The following is an 18,558-nucleotide window of genomic DNA, read 5'->3' as shown; positions in this document are numbered from 1 at the left end:
ACCGAGACTGGATCCGCACGGAACGCAGCCATGGAAGCCGAACGCTTGAACGCTCTTGCCCACCGCCTGCAGGACCTGACGCAGCGCGTCGCCGACTTGCGGAGGTTTCTTTGACTACGACGCCAAGGCGCTGAAGCTGTCGGAGGTCAACGCCGCGCTGGAGGATCCGGGCGTCTGGAACGACCCCAAGCGCGCGCAGGAGCTGGCCAAGGAGAAGAAGTCGCTCGAGGACGTGGTGCTGGTGCTGGACCGGCTGGCGCAGGAGCTGGCCGACAACGCCGAGCTGTTCGAGATGTCGCGCGCCGAGGGCGACGACGCGGGCCTGGAAACGATCGAGGCCGACGTGGCGCGCATCGCGCCCGAGGTCGAGAAGCTCGAATTCCGCCGCATGTTCAACAACCCGGCGGACCCCAACAACTGCTTCATCGACATCCAGGCCGGCGCCGGCGGCACCGAGGCGTGCGACTGGGCGCAGATGCTGCTGCGCCAGTACCTGCGCTACGCCGAGCGCAAGGGCTTCAAGGCCACGGTGGAGGACGAGCAGCCGGGTGAGACAGCGGGCATCAAAAGCGCCACCATCCGCGTGGAGGGCGACTACGCTTTTGGACTGCTGCGCACCGAAACCGGCGTGCACCGGCTGGTGCGCAAGTCGCCGTTTGATTCTTCCGGCGGGCGCCACACGTCGTTTGCCTCGGTGTTCGTCTATCCGGAAATCGACGACTCGATCGAGGTGGAGATCAACCCGGCCGATGTGCGCGTGGACACGTTTCGCGCCAGCGGCGCCGGCGGCCAGCACGTCAACAAGACCGACTCCGCGGTGCGCTTGACGCACATCCCCACCGGCATCGTCGTCACCGCGCAGGACAGCCGCAGCCAGCACTCCAACCGCGACCTGGCGTGGCAGCGCCTGCGCTCCAAGCTCTACGAGCTGGAAATGCGCAAGCGCATGGAAACCAAGCAGCAGTTGGAGGCCAGCAAGACCGACGTCGGCTGGGGCCACCAGATCCGCAGCTATGTGCTCGACCAAAGCCGCGTCAAGGACCTGCGCACCAACGTCGAAGTCTCCACGCCGCAGAAGGTGCTGGACGGCGACCTTGACGTGTTCATCGAAGCCTCGCTCAAGCAGGGCGTCTGAGCCCCTCCCCCATCAGGAACGCACCCATGACCGCCATGCGTGAAGGCACCCCCCGTATCGTGCGCCGCGAGGATTACGCGCCGCCGGCCTACTGGATCGACACCGTCGATCTCACCTTTGACCTTGACCCGGCCAAGACGCGCGTGCTCAACCGCATGCGCGTGCGCCGCAACCCCGACGTGCCGGCGCAGCCGCTGCGGCTGGACGGCGAGGAGCTGAACCTCGCGCGGGTGCTGGTCAACGGCCAGGGCGCCAGCTTCCGGATCGATGGCAGCCAGCTCGTGCTGGAGGCCCTGCCCGAAGGCCCCGAGCCGTTCGAGCTGGAAATCTTCACCACCTGCGCGCCGGAGAAGAACACCCAGCTGATGGGCCTCTACGTCAGCCAGGGCACCTTCTTCACGCAGTGCGAAGCCGAGGGCTTTCGCCGCATCACCTACTTCCTCGACCGGCCCGACGTCATGGCCACCTACACCGTGACGCTGCGCGCCGACAAGAAGCGCTATCCCGTGCTGCTGTCCAACGGCAACCTGGTCGAAAGCGGCGAGCTGGACGGCGGGCGTCACTACGCCAAATGGGTCGATCCGCACCGCAAGCCGTGCTACCTGTTCGCGCTGGTGGCCGGCGACCTGGTCTGCCGCAGCCAGCCGATCGTCAGCCGCCACGGCACCGAGCACTTGCTGCAGATTTACGTGCGCCCGGCGGACCTCGACAAGACCGAACACGCGATGCAGTCGCTGATGGCGGCCATCGCCTGGGACGAGACGCGCTTTGGCCTGCCGCTGGACCTGGAGCGCTTCATGGTGGTCGCCACGGGCGACTTCAACATGGGCGCGATGGAGAACAAGGGCCTCAACATCTTCAACACCAAGTACGTGCTGGCCAACCCGGCCACCGCCACCGACACCGACTACGCCAACATCGAGTCGGTGGTGGCGCACGAGTATTTCCACAACTGGACCGGCAACCGCGTGACCTGCCGCGACTGGTTCCAGCTGAGCCTCAAGGAAGGGCTGACGGTCTTCCGCGACCAGGAATTCAGCCAGGATATGGCCGGCAGCCCCTCGGCGCGCGCTGTCAAGCGCATCGAGGACGTGCGCGTGCTGCGCACCGTGCAGTTCCCGGAGGACGCCGGCCCGATGGCGCACCCGGTGCGCCCCGACCAGTACGCCGAGATCAACAACTTCTACACCGTCACGGTGTACGAGAAGGGCGCCGAGGTCGTGCGGATGATGCAGACCCTGGTCGGCCGCGACGGCTTCGCGCGGGGCCTGAAGCTCTACTTCGAGCGCCACGACGGGCAGGCCGTCACCTGCGACGACTTCGCGCAGGCGATGGCGGACGCCAACCCCGACAGCGAGCTGGCGCGCCGGCTGCCGCAGTTCAAGCGCTGGTATTCCCAGGCCGGCACGCCGCGCGTGCACGCCCGCGGGCACTACGACGCCGAGGCGCGCACCTACACGCTGACGCTGCGGCAGAGCTGCCCGCCGACGCCGGGCCAGCCGGTCAAGGAGCCGTTCGTCATTCCGGTGGCCATGGGCCTGCTGGACGCCCAGGGCCGCGCGCTGCCGCAGACCGAGCGGCTGGTGGTGCTGCACGAGCCGCAGACCACCCTCGTCTTCGAGGGGCTGGACGCCGCACCGGTGCCGTCGCTGCTGCGCGGTTTCAGCGCCCCGGTGATCCTGGAGCACGACCTGAGCGACGACGAGCTGCGCACGCTGCTGGCGCACGACACCGACCCCTTCAACCGTTGGGAGGCCGGCCAGCAGCTGGCGCTGCGGCGGGCGCTGGCGGCGGTGCGCGCCGACGGCCCGGTGCACGATCCGCTGGATGCGCCGTTCCTCGAGGCGATGCGCGCGGTGCTGCGCCACCCGACGCTGGATGCGGCGTTCAAGGAGCTGGTGCTGACGCTGCCGGCCGAGACCTACATCGCCGAGCAGCTCGACGCGGTCGATCCGCAGCGCATCCACGCGGTGCGCGAGGCGATGCGCCGCCAGCTCGCGCACGCGCTGCACGAGGACTGGATCTGGGCCTACGAACAGCACAAGGACAACGGCGCCTACCGGCCTGACCCGGTCAGCGCCGGCCGGCGGGCGCTGGCGGGCCTCGCGCTGCAGATGCTGTGTCTGGCCGCGCGCGACAACGGCAACCCGGTCTGGCCCGGCAAGACCTACCAGCGCTTCAAGGACGCCACCAACATGACCGACCGCTACGCGGCGCTCAGCGCCCTGGTCACGGCCGGGCACGAGCTGGCGGCGCGCGCGCTGGAGCAGTTCCACGCCCGCTTCCGCGACGAGGAGCTGGTGCTGGACAAGTGGTTCGCGCTGCAGGCCGGCGCGCCGGACCGCGGCGGCGACGCGCTGCCGCGCGTGCAGGCGCTGCTGCAGCACCCGGACTTCCACCTGCGCAACCCCAACCGCGCGCGCAGCCTGATCCACACTTACTGCCACGCCAACCCGGCAGGCTTCCACCGCGCCGACGGCGCCGGCTACGCCTTCTGGCGCGACCGCGTGCTGGAGCTCGACGCCTTCAACCCGCAGGTGGCCGCGCGCCTGGCGCGCGCGCTGGACCGCTGGAAGAAGCTCGCCGAGCCCTACCGCAGCGCCGCGCAGGCCGCGCTGCAGGCGGTGGCCGCGCACGAGCCGCTCAGCACCGACGTGCGCGAGGTCGTCACGCGCGCGCTGGCCGACTGACCCCCTGCCCTTTTCCGCCCGGAGTCGCCACCATGTCCGAGTCCCGCATCTCGCTGACCCGCTACCTGATCGAGCAGCAGCGCGTGCACGGCGTCATCACGCCACAGCTGCGGCTGCTGCTGGAGGTTGTCGCGCGCGCCTGCAAGCGCATCGCCATCGCCGTCGGCAAAGGGGCGCTGGGCGGCGTGCTCGGCTCGGCCGGCACCGAGAACGTCCAGGGCGAGGTGCAGAAGAAACTCGACGTCATCGCCAACGAGGTGCTGATCGAGGCCAACGAATGGGGCGGGCATCTGGCGGCCATGGCCTCCGAGGAGCTGGACGGCATCCACCCGATCCCCAACCGCTATCCCCAGGGCGAATACCTGCTGCTGTTCGACCCGCTGGATGGCTCCAGCAACATCGACTGCAACGTCAGCATCGGCACCATCTTCTCGGTGCTGAAGCGCCTGCACGACGATCCCGCCGTCATCGAGCCGGTCAGCGAGGCCGACTTCCTGCAGCCTGGGCGCCAGCAGGTCGCCGCCGGCTACTGCATCTACGGCCCGCAGACCACGCTGGTGCTCACCGTCGGCAACGGCGTGGCAATGTTCACGCTCGACCGCGAACAGGGCGCCTGGGTGTTGACGCAAGACCAGGTTCGTATCCCCGAGGACACGCGCGAGTTCGCCATCAACATGAGCAACTGGCGCCACTGGGCCGCGCCGGTGCGCCGCTACATCGAGGAGTGCCTGGCCGGCGCGGAGGGCCCGCGTGGCAAGGACTTCAACATGCGCTGGATCGCCTCGATGGTGGCCGACGTGCACCGCATCCTGACGCGCGGCGGCGTGTTCCTCTACCCGTGGGACAAGCGCGAGCCGAACAAGCCCGGCAAGCTGCGTCTCATGTACGAGGCCAACCCGATGGGCTGGATCGTCGAGCAGGCGGGCGGGGCCGCCACCGATGGGCGCCGGCGCATCCTCGACATCGAGCCGAAGGGCCTGCACGACCGCGTGGCCGTCATCCTCGGCTCCAAAAACGAGGTCGAGCGCGTGACGCGCTACCACCTCGAGGCCGACGGCCAGCCAGCCCCCGCAACAGCGGTATAATGGTGGTTTAAGCGATATCGTCCGCTCAAACCGGGCAAGTCGCCAAGCCGCAATAGCTCAGCTGGTAGAGCAACTGATTCGTAATCAGTAGGTCGGAGGTTCGAATCCTCTTTGCGGCACCAGGAAAATCAAGGCTTAAGCCCGCCTCGCGCGGGCTCTTTGCTAGCATCCAGGCCCATGTGGCCATGGCCAAGCGCGACCCCAACGTCACCGCTGCCCTCACCATCTATTGCCAGCCCGGCGCGCGCCAGACGCGGCTTGCGGGCCTGCACGGCGGTCTGCCCAAGATCCAGCTCGCCGCCCCGCCGGTGGACAGCGCGGCCAACGAGGCGCTCATCGCCTTCGTGGCTGAGCGATGTGGGGTGCCCCGCTCGTGCGTGCGCATCGTTCGTGGGCACACCAGCCGCACCAAACGACTGGCAATCGATGGACTGGACAACGCAGGCGCCCTGCAGGCAATGCAAGCGAGCTAATCGACCTTATCCTCGTCCCACGTTACCCTCGCAGACCGCAATCCCGGCCGACCTACGCCCCAAAAAGCTGGCCACCACCGCTCGTATCAGGCGCCGTCGAAGCCGCGCATCGGCCCGCCACGGCCGCTGACGGTAAAGAATGCGCGCTTGCTCCAGGCCGATAGCCATGCCGATGAGCGTTTCGGCATCACGCGCAGCGGCCGGCCAGCGGCGGCCCTGCGCGGCGGCATAGCGGCGCAACAAGGCCGCCACCGACTCCATCGTCTGATGCGGGCCAAGCCACCAGATGCGCTGCAAGTCGGCTTGCTGCTGGGGCAGCGCCACAATCGCCTGCAGGTAAGCGCGATAACCCGGCTGTCCCATCAACGCCAGCATCGAATCCAAAAACGCCTCCAACTTGGCGGCCAGCCCGGCGTCGTCCGTGGGGGTGCCTTCCAACATGCTCAACAGCGGCTGCGCCTCGCGCAGCACCAGCGCCTCTAGCAGAGCCTCGCGATGCGGCCAGCGGCGGTAGAGCGTGGCTTTGGAAACTCCGCTGGCCCGCGCCACCGCCTCCATGGTCAATGCCAGCGGGCCGCCGCGCAGCAACAGCTCGCGCCCGGCTTGCAGGATAAGCTCGTCCTTGCGCGCGTCCAGCGGGCGGCCAGGCTGGCCAATGCGCATGCCTGTTTGCGGTGGGGTCATGGCATTTACTATACGATAGCGTTTCATAATTAGTGCACTGCACACCGCTTAGGAGGAACACCACCGTGAAGGTTATGGCCTTGCGGCGCGCCAGCTTGAGCGTAGTTGGCCTTATCGTGATGGGATTGACAGCGGGTTGCCAGCGGATCGAAACGCCGCGCGCCGAGACGCCGACGCCGGTGGTGGCCACCGCGGCGGTGGAGCCGTTGACGGCTTCGGGGCTGGGCCTGTCCGGCACGGTGCGCGCGCGGGTGGAGGCGCCGCTGGCGTTCCAGGTCGGCGGGCGCATCGCCGCGCGGCGCGTGGACGCGGGCCAGAGCGTGCAGGCCGGGCAGGTGCTGTTCGAGCTGGACCCGTCGGATCTGGAGCAGGCCGTACGCGCCGCCGAGGCCGACGTGGCCGCCGCCGAAGCGGCGCTGCGCACCGCACAGGCGGATCTGGAGCGGGTGCGCACGCTCGCGACGCAGGGCTTCGTCAGCGCCCAGGCCACCGACCGCGCGCAGCTGGCCGCGCGCGAGGCCGCCAGCCGCCGCGACGCCGCGCAGGCGCGGCTCGCCCAGGTGCGCAACGGCCGCGCCTACGCACAGCTGCGCGCGCCGGCGGCCGGCGTCGTCACCGAGGTCACCGGTCAGCCGGGCCAGGTGGTGGCGGCGGGCCAGCCGGTGGCGACGCTCGCGCAGGCCGGCGCACGCGAGGTGGAGGTGTTCTTCCCCGAGACCGTCACCCCGCCCGCGACCGGTCAGGCGCGGCTGCCGGACGGGCGCACGGTGGCGCTCGCCCTGCGCGAGGCCGCCCCGATGGTGGATACGCTGGCGCGCACGCGCCGCGCGCGCTACCGCGCCGACGGCCTGCCGGCGGAGCTGCCGCTGGGCAGCGTCGTCAGCACGCAGTTCGCGCTGCCGGGCCAGCCGACCGCCCCATTGGACGCGGGTGCCAGCCCGGTCGGCACCTGGCGCGTGCCGGTGGGCGCGCTGGATGAACGCGCCGAAGGGCCGCGCGTCTGGCGCGTGCGCGACGGCAAGCTGGAGACGGTGCCGGTGCGCGTGTTGCGCGTCGATAACCGGCACGCCGTCGTGGCCGCGCCGCTGCAGGCCGGCGAGCGCGTGGTGGCGCTGGGCACGCACCTGCTGCAGCAGGGCATGACGGTGCAGGAGCGCGCGCGATGAGCTTTCCGAACCTGTCGGCGCTGGCGGTGCGCGAGCGCGCCGTCACGCTCTTCTTCCTGATCCTGTCGGTGCTGGGCGGCATCTACGCCTTTGCGACACTGGGTCGTGCGGAGGATCCGGCCTTCACCGTGCGCGTGATGCAGGTCAATGTGGCCTGGCCCGGCGCCACGCCGCAGCAGCTGCAGGAGCAGGTGGTGGACCGGCTGGAGAAAAAAATCCAGGAGGTTGAATTCCTCTACCGCATCGAGACCACGATCCGCCCCGGGCAGGCCACGCTGCAGGTGGAGTTCCACGACTACACACCGCAGGCGCGCGTGCCGGAACTGTTCTACCAGGTGCGCAAGCGCATGTGGGATGCGCAGCGCGAGATGCCCGCGGGCGTCATCGGCCCGGTGGCCAACGACGACTTCGCCGACGTCTATTTCAGCCTGCTGGCGCTGACCGCGCCCAAGCTGCCGCACGATGAGCTGGTGCGCGAGGCCGAGCGGCTGCGCGACCAGATCCAGCGCATCGACGGCGTGCACAAGGCGCTGCTGCTGGGCGAGCGCACGCAGCGCATGGATGTGGAATTCGACAACGCGCGGCTGGTCAACCTGGGCCTGTCGCCGCAGGCCATCTTCGAGGCCATCGACGCCAGCAACCGCCTGGTGCCCACCGGCCGGCTGGAAACCGACGGCCCGCGCCTGCACATCCGGCTCGACGCCGACCTCTCCGACCCCGAGGCGCTGGCGCGGCTGCCGATCCGTGCCGGCGGCAAGGTGATCCGGCTGGGCGACATCGCCACCATCCGCCGCGGCTACGAAGATCCGCCCAGCTACCTGGTGCGCGCGCGCGGGCAGGACGCGGTGCTGATCGGCGTCGTGATGAACAAAGGGGAAAACGGCCTGCAGCTCGGCGAGCGCCTGCATGCTTACCTGGAGCGCGAGAAGGCCGAGCTGCCGCTCGGGCTGGAGCTGACGCAGCTGACCAACCAGGCCGACGCCATCGCCAAGGCCGTCAATCTGTTCCAGATCAAGTTTCTGGTTGCGGTGGCGGTGGTGATGGGCGTGAGCATGCTGGCCATCGGGCTGCGGGCGGGCCTGATCGTCGGCATCGCGGTGCCGGTGACGCTGGGCCTGAGCTTCGTGGTCTTCAAGGCCATGGGCATCAACCTGGACCGCATCACGCTGGGGGCGCTGATCATCTCGCTGGGCCTGCTGGTGGACGACGCCATCATCGCCGTGGAGATGATGCTGGTGAAGATGGAAGAAGGCTGGGACCGGGTGCGCGCCGCCGCTCATGCCTGGAACGTGACGGCCGCGCCGATGCTGTTCGGCACCCTCGTCACGGTGGCGGGCTTTCTGCCGATCGGCTTTGCGCGCTCGGGCGTGGGCGAATACGCCGGCAACATCTTCTGGGTGCTGGCGATCAGCCTGCTGGTGTCGTGGCTGGTGGCGGTGACGTTCACCCCTTACCTGGGCGTGAAGATGCTGCGCGACGTGCCGCCCGAGGCGCGCCACGGCCACGACCAGCTCTACCAGACCCCGGCCTACCGCCGGCTGCGGGCCGTCGTGGCCTGGTGCGTGACGCAGCGCAAGACGGTGGTGGCCGCCACCGTGGCGCTGCTGGCGCTGGCGGGGCTCGCCATGGCCAAGGTGGTGCCCAAGCAGTTCTTCCCCAGCAGCGACCGCCCGGAGGTGCTGGTCAGCGTCTATCTGCCGCAGGGCACGAGCATCCGCGTCACCGACCAGACCGTGCGCCGGCTGGAGGCGATCCTGGCGCCGATGCCGGAGGTCAAGACGCTGTCAGCCTACGTCGGGGCAGGCGCGCCGCGATTTTTCATCTCCGCCAACCCGGAGCCGCCCAACCCGGCGTTTGGCAAGCTGATCGTCGTCGCGCACGACGAGGCGAGCCGCGACCGCATCATCGCCACGCTCGAAGACCACATCCAGCGCGGCGAATTTGCCGAGGCGCGCGTGCGCGTGGCGCGGCTGCTGTATGGCCCGCCGGTGGCCTGGCCGGTGCAGTTCCGCGTCTTCGGGCCCGATCCGGTGGAGCTGCGCCGCGTCGCGCACCGCGTGCGCGAGGTGATGGCGGCCAACCCGCACGTGGTCGATGCGCACCTGGAATGGGACGAGCGCGTGCCGGTGCTGGCGCTGCGCGCCGACGCCGACCGGCTGCGGCTGCTGGGCCTCACGCCGCAGGACGTGGCGCAGCAGCTGCAGACGTTGCTCGACGGCGTGCCGGTGACGCAGCTGCGCATCGGCAACCGCACGGTGGAGCTGATGGCGCGCGGTGCGGTGCTTGGCGCGCGGCCCAGCGCCGAGACGGTCGGGTCGCTCGAGCTGCTCAACCGCGACGGGCGCAAGGTGCCACTGGCGCAACTCGGCCAGCTGGAGGTGCGCTACGAGGAGCCGGTCATCAAGCGCTACAACCGCGAGCCGTTCGTGGCCGTGCAGGCCGAGGTGCGTGGCGCGCAGCCCAACGACGTCACCGCCGCCGTCTGGAAGGCGCTGGAGCCGCTGCGCGCCGAACTGCCGCCCGGCTACCGCGTGGCCATCGGCGGCTCGGTGGAACAGTCCGAGAAGGCCAACCTCTCGATCCAGAAGCTGCAGCCGCTGATGGTGGCGGCGATGCTGATCTTCATCATGCTGCAGATGCGCTCGTTTGCCGGCACCTTCATGGTCGTGGCCACCGCGCCGCTGGGGCTGATCGGCGCGGTGCTGGCGCTGCTGGTGTTCTGGCAGCCGTTCGGCTTCGTGGCGCTGCTGGGGCTGACGGGCCTGGCCGGCATCCTGATGCGCAACACGCTGATCCTCACGCAGCAGGTGGCCGACAACTTCAAAGCTGGCCTGAGCGCCTTCGACGCCGTGGTCGAAGCGGCGGTGCAGCGCGCCCGTCCGGTGGTGCTGACGGCGCTGGCGGCGGTGCTGGCCTTCGTACCGCTGACGCACGACAGCTTCTGGGGGCCGCTGGCCTACGTGCTGATCGGCGGCGTGGCCGTCGGCACGGCGATCACGCTGCTGTTCGTGCCGGCGCTGTACGCGCTGTGGTTCCGCATCCGGCCGGCGGCGGCCTGAGGCCGGCCGCCGCGTGACCGCTGCCGGGTTGAGCGACCCCGCCGACCGAGCCGACGGCCGTGACGGCCGGGCCCCTCGGCCGCGTCAGTCCGCCTCACACGGCAGGCCGAGCCGGCGCGCGATCTCGCCGACGAGCTGGCGCGCCAGCGTGATCTTCGGCGCCGGCGGCAGCTCCACCGCCTCGCGCTCGTCCACCAGCAGCAGGGCGTTGTCGTCGCGGCCAAAGGTGGCCGGGCCGATGTTGCCCACCAGCAGCGGCACGCCCTTGCGCGCGCGCTTGGCCTGCGCGTGCGCGAGCAGATCGTGGCTTTCGGCGGCAAAGCCGACGCAGTAGAGCTCGCCGCGGCGCGCGCGCGGCAGCGCCGCCACGGTGGCCAGGATGTCCGGGTTCTCGACGAAGGCCAGCGTCGGCGCCGCGCCGCTGCCGTCTTTTTTCAGCTTGCGCTCGGCGGCCTGCGCCGGCCGCCAGTCGGCCACGGCGGCGGCGGCGATGAAGACGTCGGCGGCCTCGACCTCGGCCAGCACGGCCTCCAGCATCTGCTGCGCGGTCTGCACGTCCACGCGGCGCACGCCGCGCGGGGCGCGCAGGTGCACCGGGCCGGTCACCAGCGTCACCTCGGCGCCGGCCTCGCGCGCCGCGCGCGCCAGCGCAAAGCCCATTTTGCCGCTGCTGCGGTTGGTGAGGCCGCGCACCGGGTCGATCGGCTCGAACGTCGGCCCCGCCGTCACCAGCACGCGCCGGCCGCGCAGCAGCTTCGGCTGCAGGTGGGCGATCAGCTCCTCGACAATCTCCTCGGGCTCCAGCATGCGGCCATCGCCGACCTCGCCGCACGCCTGCTCACCCTGCCCCACGCCCAGCACCACCGCGCCGTCGGCCGCGGCCTGCGCGACGTTGCGCTGCGTGGCCGGGTGCGCCCACATCTCGCGGTTCATCGCCGGGGCCAGCAGCAGCGGCACACGCTCGGCGGGACGCGCCAGGCACAGCAGCGCCAGCAGCTCGCCGGCGCGGCCCTGCGCCAGCTGCGCCAAAAAGTCGGCGCTCGCCGGCGCCACCACGATCGCGTCGGCCCAGCGACCCAGGTTGATGTGCGCCATCGCGTTGGGCTCGCGCGCGTCCCACTGGCTCAAGACGACCAGGTGGCCGGTAAGGGCCTGCATCGTCAGCGGCGTGATGAACTGCGCCGCCGCCTCGGTCATCACCACGCGCACCTGGGCGCCGGCCTGCACCAGCTGGCGCGCGAGCTCCGCCGCCTTGTAGCAGGCGATGCCGCCGGTCAATCCCAGGACGATGCGCTTGTCGTGCAGCTCCTTCATGCGGCTGCACTATAGCGCGCGGCGAGCCAGAGGCGGCTTTTATAATCGGTTTTTCACCGACGGGCCGAGGCGCGGCCCGCCCCTCGTCATGACCAAATACGTGTTTGTCACTGGCGGCGTGGTGTCATCCCTGGGCAAGGGGATCGCCTCGGCGTCGCTGGCCGCGCTGTTGGAGTCGCGCGGCCTGAAGGTCACGCTGATCAAGCTCGACCCCTACCTCAACGTCGATCCGGGCACGATGAGCCCGTTCCAGCACGGTGAGGTGTTTGTCACCGACGACGGCGCCGAAACCGACCTGGATCTGGGCCACTACGAGCGCTTCATCACCACGCGGATGAAGCGCACCAACAACTTCACCACCGGGCAGATCTACAAGTCGGTGCTGGAAAAGGAGCGCCGCGGCGACTACCTCGGCAAGACGGTGCAGGTGATTCCGCACGTCACCAACGAGATCCAGACCTTCATCCAGCGCGGTGCCGAGGGCGTGGACGTGGCGATCGCCGAAATCGGCGGCACGGTCGGCGACATCGAGTCGCTGCCGTTCCTGGAGGCGGCGCGGCAGATGAGCCTGCGCCTGGGGCCGAACAACTCGGCCTTCGTGCACCTGACCTACGTGCCGTGGATCGCCGCCGCCGGCGAGCTCAAGACCAAGCCGACCCAGCACACGGTGCAAAAGCTGCGCGAGATCGGCATCCAGCCCGACGCGCTGCTGTGCCGCGCCGACCGCGTCATCCCCGACGAGGAACGCGAGAAGATCAGCCTGTTCACCAACGTGCCGCTGTGGGGGGTCATCTCGCTGCCGGATGTGGACACCATCTACAAAGTGCCGCGCGTGCTGCACGAGCAAGGGCTCGACGGCCTGATCTGCGACAAGCTGCGCCTGCACACCCCGCCGGCCAACCTCAAGCGCTGGGACGACCTGGTCTATGAGGTCGAGCACCCGCAAGGCGAAGTGCGCATCGCCATGGTTGGCAAATATGTCGATCTGTCCGACAGCTACAAGTCGCTCAACGAGGCGCTGCGCCACGCGGGCCTGAAAAACCACGTGCGGGTGGCGATCAGCTACATCGACTCCGAGACGCTGGAAAGCGGCGACGTCGGCCAGCGCCTGGGCGGCTTCGACGCCATCCTCGTGCCCGGCGGCTTCGGCAAACGCGGCGTGGAAGGCAAGATCCGCGCCGCCCAGTTCGCGCGCGAGCACAAGGTGCCGTACCTGGGCATTTGCCTGGGCATGCAGGTGGCCACGATCGAGTTCGCGCGCCACGTCGCGGGGCTCGCGGGCGCCAACTCCACCGAGTTCGACCCGCACACGCCGCACCCGGTCATCGCCCTGATCGACGAGTGGCTTGATGCCAGCGGCACGCTGCAGAAGCGCAGCGAGGGCGGCGACCTCGGCGGCACGATGCGGCTGGGGGCGCAAAGCGCCGACGTGCTCCCCGGGACGCTCGCTTACCAGATCTACGGCCCGGTGGTCACCGAGCGCCACCGCCACCGCTACGAGGCCAACACGCAGTATCTCGATCGGCTGCGCCAGGCGGGGCTGGTGATTTCGGCGCTGACGCAACGCGAGCAGCTCACCGAAATCATCGAGCTGCCGCAGGACGTGCACCCGTGGTACATGGGTGTGCAGTTCCACCCGGAGTTCAAGTCCACCCCGTGGGACGGCCACCCGCTGTTCAACGCCTACATCGCCGCGGCGCTGCAGCACCAGCGCCAGCGGCAGGAGGCCGGCGCATGAAGCTGTGCGGCTTCGAGGTCGGGCTCGACCGACCGTTCTTTCTCATCGCCGGCCCGTGCGTGGTCGAAAGCGAGCAGCTGCAGATGGACGTGGCCGGCCAGCTCAAGGAGATCACGGCGCAGCTCGGCATCCCGTTCATCTTCAAGAGCAGCTACGATAAGGCCAACCGCTCCAGCGGCGCGTCGTACCGCGGCCCCGGGATGGAGCGCGGGCTGGAGATCCTGGCCAAAGTGAAGCGCGAGATTGGCGTGCCGGTGCTGACCGACGTGCACACCGAGGCCGAGGTGCCGGCCGTGGCGGCGGTGGTGGACGTGCTGCAGACGCCGGCCTTCCTGTGCCGCCAGACCGACTTCATCCGCGCCGTGGCGCAGTCCGGCAAGCCGGTCAACATCAAGAAGGGCCAGTTCCTCGCGCCGCACGACATGAAAAACGTCATCGACAAGGCCCGCGCCGCCGCGCGCGAAAAGGGCCTGCCGGAGGACAACTTCCTCGCCTGCGAGCGCGGCTACAGCTTCGGCTACCACAACCTGGTGTCGGACATGAGGAGCCTGGTCATCATGCGCGCAAGCGGCGCGCCGGTGGTGTTCGACGCCACCCACAGCGTGCAGCTGCCCGGCGGCCAGGGCACGAGCAGCGGGGGCCAGCGCGAGTTCGTGCCGCCGCTGGCGCGCGCCGCGGTGGCGGTCGGCATCGCCGGGCTGTTCATGGAGACGCACCCCGACCCGGCGCGGGCGCTGTCGGACGGCCCCAACGCCGTGCCGCTGAAGTTCATGCGGCCGCTGCTGGAGTCGCTGCGCGAGCTGGACGCCGTCGTCAAGCGCCAGCCGCTGCTGGAAGCGGAGTTCGCCGCCGCATGACGCCGCCGCAGGCCCACCCGCTCGACGAGGCGCTGCGCACGGCGCTGCGCGACGCGCTGCCGGAGGCGACGCTGGCCTGGCTGCACGGCAGTGCGACGCGCGACGCGCTGCGCCCCGACAGCGACTTGGACGTCGCGGTGTGGCTGGCCCAGCCGCTGCCCGCCGAACGCTGGCTGCAGGCCGCCGCGCGGCTCGGCGAGCGGCTCGGGCGCGAGGTGGACCTGCTGGATCTGGCGCGCGCGCCGACCGTGACGCAGTTCATCGTCCTCTCGAGCGGGCGGCTGCTGCTGGCGCAGGATGAGCGCGACGCCTGGCGCCTGTGGGCGCGCGTGCTGCGCGACTGGCAGGATCTGCAGCCGGCCCGCCGCGCCGCGCTGCGCCGGCTTGCCACCGAGCTGCAGGAGGCCGCCGCGTGACGCCGACGCTGCGCGAGGTGCTGGCCCAGAAGGCCCAGCGGCTGCAGCGCGCCGTGCAGCGGGCGCGCGCCGAGCGCGCCGCCACCGACGACTTCGCGCACGACTTCACGCACCAGGATGCGGCGCTGCTCAACGTCCAGCGCGCCTGCGAGCAGGCCATCGACATGGCCAACCTGATCGTGGCCGAGGCGCGGCTGGGCGCGCCCGAAGGCGCGCGCGCCGCGTTCCAGGCGCTGGCCCGCCATGGCTGGATCGACGCCGCGCTGGCGGCGGAGCTGGGCCGCATGGTGGCGTTTCGCAACGTGCTGGTGCACGAATACCAGGATCTCGACCCCGAGATTGCGCGCGCGGTCATCGACCGCGAACTGGACACCCTGCTGCGCTTTGCCGGCCTGGTGCTGCAGCGCGCCCTCGACACCCCCACCGAACCATCATGAGCGCCTACATCATCGCCGACGTTGACGTCACCGATCCGCAACAGTACGAGGAATACAAGCGCTGGTCCAGCGCCGCCATGCAGGCGCACGGCGCCGAGGTGCTGGTGCGCGGCGGCGCGGTCACCGTGCTGGAAGGCAGCTGGCAGCCCAGCCGCATCGTCGTGCTGCGCTTCCCGTCGGTGGAGGCGGCGCGCGCGTTTTACGACTCGCCCGAATACCGCCGCGCGCGCGAGGCGCGCGCCGGGGCTGCCGTCATGCGCATGATCGCCGTCGAGGGTGCGGCCTGAGGGCCCGCCTCCCGGCCCTTTGATGGATCCGTTTCCCACCATCCCACGCAACGAAGGAACCCACATATGAGCGCCATCGTCGATATCGTCGGACGCGAAATCCTGGACAGCCGCGGCAACCCCACCGTCGAGTGCGACGTCCTGCTGGAGTCGGGCGTGATGGGCCGTGCGGCCGTGCCGTCCGGCGCCTCCACCGGCAGCCGCGAGGCCATCGAGCTGCGCGACGGCGACCCCAGCCGCTACCTCGGCAAGGGGGTGCTGAAGGCCGTCGAGCACATCAACACCGAGATCAGCGAAGCGGTGCTGGGGCTTGACGCGAGCGAGCAGGCGTTCCTCGACAAGACGCTGATCGAGCTGGACGGCACCGAGAACAAGAGCCGCCTCGGCGCCAACGCCATGCTGGCGGTCAGCCTGGCGGTGGCGCGCGCCGCCGCCGAGGAATCCGGTCTGCCGCTGTACCGCTACTTTGGCGGCAGCGCCGCCACCACGCTGCCGGTGCCGATGATGAACGTCATCAACGGCGGCGCGCACGCCAACAACAACCTCGACCTGCAGGAGTTCATGATCCTGCCGGTGGGCGCGCCCTCCTTCCGCGAGGCGATCCGCTGGGGCGCCGAGGTGTTCCATGCGCTCAAAAAAATCATCCACGACCGCGGCATGAGCACCGCGGTCGGCGACGAAGGGGGCTTTGCGCCCAGCGTGGCCAACCACGAGGCCGCCATCCAGCTGATCCTGGAAGCGATCGAGAAGGCCGGCTACACCCCCGGCACGCAGGTGGCGCTGGGGCTGGACTGCGCCTCCAGCGAATTCTTCCGCGACGGCCGCTACCACCTGGAGGGTGAGGGGCTGGCGCTCAGCGCTGCCGAATGGACCGACATGCTGGCCACCTGGTGCGACAAATACCCGATCGTCAGCATCGAGGACGGCATGGCCGAGGGCGACTGGGACGGCTGGGCGCTGCTGACGCAGCGGCTGGGCAAGCAGGTGCAGCTGGTCGGCGACGACCTGTTCGTCACCAACACCAAGATCCTGAAGGAAGGCATCGCCAAGGGCATCGCCAACTCCATCCTCATCAAGATCAACCAGATCGGCACGCTGACCGAGACGTTTGCGGCCATCGAGATGGCCAAGCGCGCCGGCTACACCGCCGTCATCAGCCACCGCTCCGGCGAGACCGAGGACAGCACCATCGCCGACATCGCGGTCGGCGCCAACGCCGGTCAAATCAAGACCGGCTCGATGAGCCGCAGCGACCGCATGGCCAAGTACAACCAGCTGCTGCGCATCGAGGAGGACCTGGGCGACGTGGCGGTCTACCTGGGCCGGGACGCGTTCTACAACCTGCGCTGACCGCAACCGGACGACCCCGATGCGCCCGGCGCGCTGGGTGACGCTGCTGCTGCTGGCGCTGCTCGCGCTGGTGCAGGGGCACATCTGGTTCGGCCGGGCCAGCGTGGCGGAAGTGCGCGCGCTGCGGCGCGAGCTGGCGGAGCTGGAGCTGGCCAACGAGCAGGCGCGCCAGCGCAACGAGCGGCTCGCCGCCGAGGTGCGCGACCTGCGCGAGGGGCTGGAGACGGTGGAGGAGATCGCGCGCCAGGAGCTGGGGCTGGTCAAGCCCGACGAGATCTTCGTGCAGATCCAGCGCCCAGCCGCCGTCGGCGCGCGTCCGTGAGCGGGCCGCCCTACTGCAGCTGGTCGCTGCCGGGGGAGTGCTGCGCCGGCTCCAGGAACAGCCGCGCCGCATCCACCGGATCGAAGCGGTAGCGCTGGCCGCAGAACTCGCACGCTACGTCCACCTCGCCCTGCTCCGCCAGGATCGCCTCCACCTCCGACACGCCCAGCCCGCGCAGCATCGCCGCCACGCGCTCGCGCGAACAGGTGCAGGCGAAATGTGGCTGGCTCGCCTGCCCCTGCGGCGCCAGGCGCAGCAGCCGTTCCTGCCAGAACAGACGGTGCAGGATGGTGTCGCCGTCCAGCGTCAGCAGCTCCTCCGGCTTGAGGCTGCCGGCCAGCAGCGCCAGGCGGCGGAAGTCCTCGTTGGCGTCCAGCGCGTCGCCCTCGGCGGTCACCGCCGCGGTGCCGGCGAGGTTGCCCTCGCCGGTGGTCGGCATGCGCTGGATCAGCAGCCCGGCGGCGGTGCGCTCATCGGCCGCCAGCACCAGCCGGGTGTCGAGCTGCTCGCTCTGGCGCATGTAGTGCTCCAGCATGTCCGCCAGGCGCGGCAGCTTGCGGCCGGACGCATCCACCAGCGGCACGATGCCCTGGTACGGCTTGAGGTTCGGCGACGCCTGGCGCGGGTCCAGCGTGATCGCGCAGCGGCCCTGCCCCAGCACGTTGACCATGTCCGCCAGCGGCGCCTGCGGCGCCACCTCGCCGATCACGGTGGCCGTGGCGCGGAAGGCCAGATCCGGCTGCACCTCCGCCACCGCCACCTTGACCGGCCCGTCGCCCAGGATCTGCAGCACCAGCGTGCCGGCGAACTTGACGTGCGTGTGCAGCAGCACCGCGGCGGCGGTCATCTCGCCCAGCAGCGCCGCGACCGCCGGCGGGTAGCCGCCGCAGGCCGCGCGGCGCTGCAGCAGCGCCTGCCAGTCGCCGGTCAGCCGCACCAGCGCGCCGCGCACCGGCACGCCGTCGAACAGGAAGCGCTGCAATTCCGACACGCGCGCCGCCCCTGCCGTCAGGCGTCCAGCCGGCGCAGGCCGGCGCGGAAGCGGCGCGCACTGTCGATGTAGTGCCGGGCGCTCAAGCGCAGCGCCTCGATCTCCTCGGGGCTCAGGCTGCGCACGACCTTGGCCGGGCTGCCGAGGATCAGCACGCCGTCCGGAAACGCCTTGCCCTCGGTGACGAGCGCACCCGCCCCCACCAGACAGTGGCGGCCGATGCGCGCGCCGTTGAGCACGATGGCGCCGATGCCGATCAGCGACTCGTCGCCGATCGTGCAGCCGTGCAGCATCACCATGTGCCCGATCGTGACGCGCGCGCCGATCGTCAGCGGCACGCCGACGTCGGTGTGCAGCACGCTGCCGTCCTGCACGTTGCTGCCCTCGCCGATCGTGATCGGGTCGTTGTCGCCGCGCAGCACGGCGCCGTCCCAGACGCTGACGTCGGCCCCGAGCGCCACGCGCCCGATCACGCGGGCGCTGTCGGCCACCCAGGCGGTGGGGTGCAGGTCGGGACGCAGGTCGTCGAGCTGGTAAATCGCCATCCTTAGAAT

17 protein-coding genes and 1 tRNA gene are annotated in these 18,558 nt (G+C 70.3%); 14 read left to right on the top strand and 4 right to left on the bottom strand.

All coding sequences use genetic code 11. From position 1 onward, the window contains the following. Nucleotides 1-30 precede the first annotated feature (30 nt). The 5 genes from prfB to Talka_RS00490 all read left to right on the top strand — a co-directional run bounded on the left by prfB (nucleotide 31) and on the right by Talka_RS00490 (nucleotide 5,383). A protein-coding gene (gene prfB / locus Talka_RS00510; RefSeq protein WP_143889072.1) for a peptide chain release factor 2 occupies nucleotides 31-1,135 on the top strand; the annotation gives its coding sequence in 2 pieces (ribosomal slippage) (nucleotides 31-111 and nucleotides 113-1,135; 1,104 coding nt in all). 35 nt (nucleotides 1,136-1,170) lie between these two features. Continuing rightward, nucleotides 1,171-3,825, top strand: a complete 2,655-nt coding sequence (gene pepN, locus Talka_RS00505) for an aminopeptidase N (RefSeq protein WP_143889439.1) — start codon at nucleotides 1,171-1,173, stop codon at nucleotides 3,823-3,825. Between the two features lie 32 nt (nucleotides 3,826-3,857). Next, nucleotides 3,858-4,910, top strand: coding sequence for a class 1 fructose-bisphosphatase (locus Talka_RS00500; protein ID WP_143889071.1), 1,053 nt, complete (start codon nucleotides 3,858-3,860; stop codon nucleotides 4,908-4,910). Between the two features lie 46 nt (nucleotides 4,911-4,956). Next, a tRNA-Thr gene (locus Talka_RS00495) sits at nucleotides 4,957-5,032 on the top strand. Nucleotides 5,033-5,095: 63 nt separating this feature from the next. Next, nucleotides 5,096-5,383 carry a DUF167 domain-containing protein gene (locus Talka_RS00490; RefSeq protein ID WP_143889070.1) on the top strand — a complete coding sequence of 96 codons (288 nt, stop codon included), beginning with the start codon at nucleotides 5,096-5,098 and terminating at the stop codon, nucleotides 5,381-5,383. A gap of 6 nt (nucleotides 5,384-5,389) precedes the next feature. On the opposite strand, the gene Talka_RS00485 is transcribed toward Talka_RS00490, so the two are convergent. Next, entirely contained in the window at nucleotides 5,390-6,067 is a 678-nt protein-coding gene (locus Talka_RS00485; RefSeq protein ID WP_185970006.1) for a TetR/AcrR family transcriptional regulator, read from the bottom strand. A 74-nt stretch (nucleotides 6,068-6,141) separates the two neighbouring features. Here Talka_RS00485 and Talka_RS00480 point away from each other — a divergent pair, with 74 nt between their 5' ends. Beyond that, nucleotides 6,142-7,233 (top strand): efflux RND transporter periplasmic adaptor subunit, encoded by a 1,092-nt coding sequence (locus tag Talka_RS00480; RefSeq protein ID WP_143889438.1) that lies wholly within the window; start codon nucleotides 6,142-6,144, stop codon nucleotides 7,231-7,233. Further along, nucleotides 7,230-10,292, top strand: coding sequence for an efflux RND transporter permease subunit (locus Talka_RS00475; protein ID WP_143889068.1), 3,063 nt, complete (start codon nucleotides 7,230-7,232; stop codon nucleotides 10,290-10,292). Before Talka_RS00480 ends, Talka_RS00475 begins: the two co-directional genes overlap by 4 nt. Nucleotides 10,293-10,376: 84 nt before the next feature. Here Talka_RS00475 and coaBC read toward each other — a convergent pair whose 3' ends face one another. Continuing rightward, on the bottom strand, nucleotides 10,377-11,606 hold the full coding sequence (coaBC, locus tag Talka_RS00470) for a bifunctional phosphopantothenoylcysteine decarboxylase/phosphopantothenate--cysteine ligase CoaBC (RefSeq protein ID WP_143889067.1): 1,230 nt from the start codon (nucleotides 11,604-11,606) through the stop codon (nucleotides 10,377-10,379). Between the two features lie 88 nt (nucleotides 11,607-11,694). Here coaBC and Talka_RS00465 point away from each other — a divergent pair, with 88 nt between their 5' ends. The 7 genes from Talka_RS00465 to Talka_RS00435 all read left to right on the top strand — a co-directional run bounded on the left by Talka_RS00465 (nucleotide 11,695) and on the right by Talka_RS00435 (nucleotide 17,013). Further along, a complete protein-coding gene (locus tag Talka_RS00465) occupies nucleotides 11,695-13,344 on the top strand; it encodes a CTP synthase (RefSeq protein ID WP_143889066.1) in 1,650 nt (549 codons plus the stop codon). After that, entirely contained in the window at nucleotides 13,341-14,201 is an 861-nt protein-coding gene (kdsA, locus tag Talka_RS00460; RefSeq protein ID WP_143889065.1) for a 3-deoxy-8-phosphooctulonate synthase, read from the top strand. The genes Talka_RS00465 and kdsA overlap by 4 nt, the downstream gene beginning before the upstream one ends. Continuing rightward, nucleotides 14,198-14,617 (top strand): type VII toxin-antitoxin system MntA family adenylyltransferase antitoxin, encoded by a 420-nt coding sequence (gene mntA, locus Talka_RS00455; protein WP_143889064.1) that lies wholly within the window; start codon nucleotides 14,198-14,200, stop codon nucleotides 14,615-14,617. Before kdsA ends, mntA begins: the two co-directional genes overlap by 4 nt. Continuing rightward, entirely contained in the window at nucleotides 14,614-15,054 is a 441-nt protein-coding gene (gene hepT, locus Talka_RS00450) for a type VII toxin-antitoxin system HepT family RNase toxin (protein ID WP_246100504.1), read from the top strand. The genes mntA and hepT overlap by 4 nt, the downstream gene beginning before the upstream one ends. After that, nucleotides 15,048-15,341: a DUF1330 domain-containing protein gene (locus Talka_RS00445; protein ID WP_143889436.1), complete on the top strand. Its 294-nt coding sequence runs from the start codon at nucleotides 15,048-15,050 to the stop codon at nucleotides 15,339-15,341. Before hepT ends, Talka_RS00445 begins: the two co-directional genes overlap by 7 nt. Before the next feature lie 66 nt (nucleotides 15,342-15,407). Further along, nucleotides 15,408-16,691, top strand: a complete 1,284-nt coding sequence (gene eno / locus Talka_RS00440; protein ID WP_143889063.1) for a phosphopyruvate hydratase — start codon at nucleotides 15,408-15,410, stop codon at nucleotides 16,689-16,691. Nucleotides 16,692-16,710: 19 nt separating this feature from the next. Further along, entirely contained in the window at nucleotides 16,711-17,013 is a 303-nt protein-coding gene (locus Talka_RS00435; RefSeq protein ID WP_143889062.1) for a septum formation initiator family protein, read from the top strand. Between the two features lie 10 nt (nucleotides 17,014-17,023). On the opposite strand, the gene hslO is transcribed toward Talka_RS00435, so the two are convergent. Beyond that, entirely contained in the window at nucleotides 17,024-18,004 is a 981-nt protein-coding gene (gene hslO / locus Talka_RS00430; RefSeq protein ID WP_143889061.1) for an Hsp33 family molecular chaperone HslO, read from the bottom strand. Nucleotides 18,005-18,021: 17 nt separating this feature from the next. Further along, nucleotides 18,022-18,549, bottom strand: a complete 528-nt coding sequence (locus tag Talka_RS00425) for a gamma carbonic anhydrase family protein (RefSeq protein ID WP_143889060.1) — start codon at nucleotides 18,547-18,549, stop codon at nucleotides 18,022-18,024. Nucleotides 18,550-18,558 lie beyond the last annotated feature (9 nt).

The sequence above is a fragment of the Tepidimonas alkaliphilus genome (assembly GCF_007556595.1).
Classification (GTDB): Bacteria; Pseudomonadota; Gammaproteobacteria; order Burkholderiales; family Burkholderiaceae_C; genus Tepidimonas; species Tepidimonas alkaliphila.
This window is presented reverse-complemented; position numbering and strand designations above follow the sequence as displayed.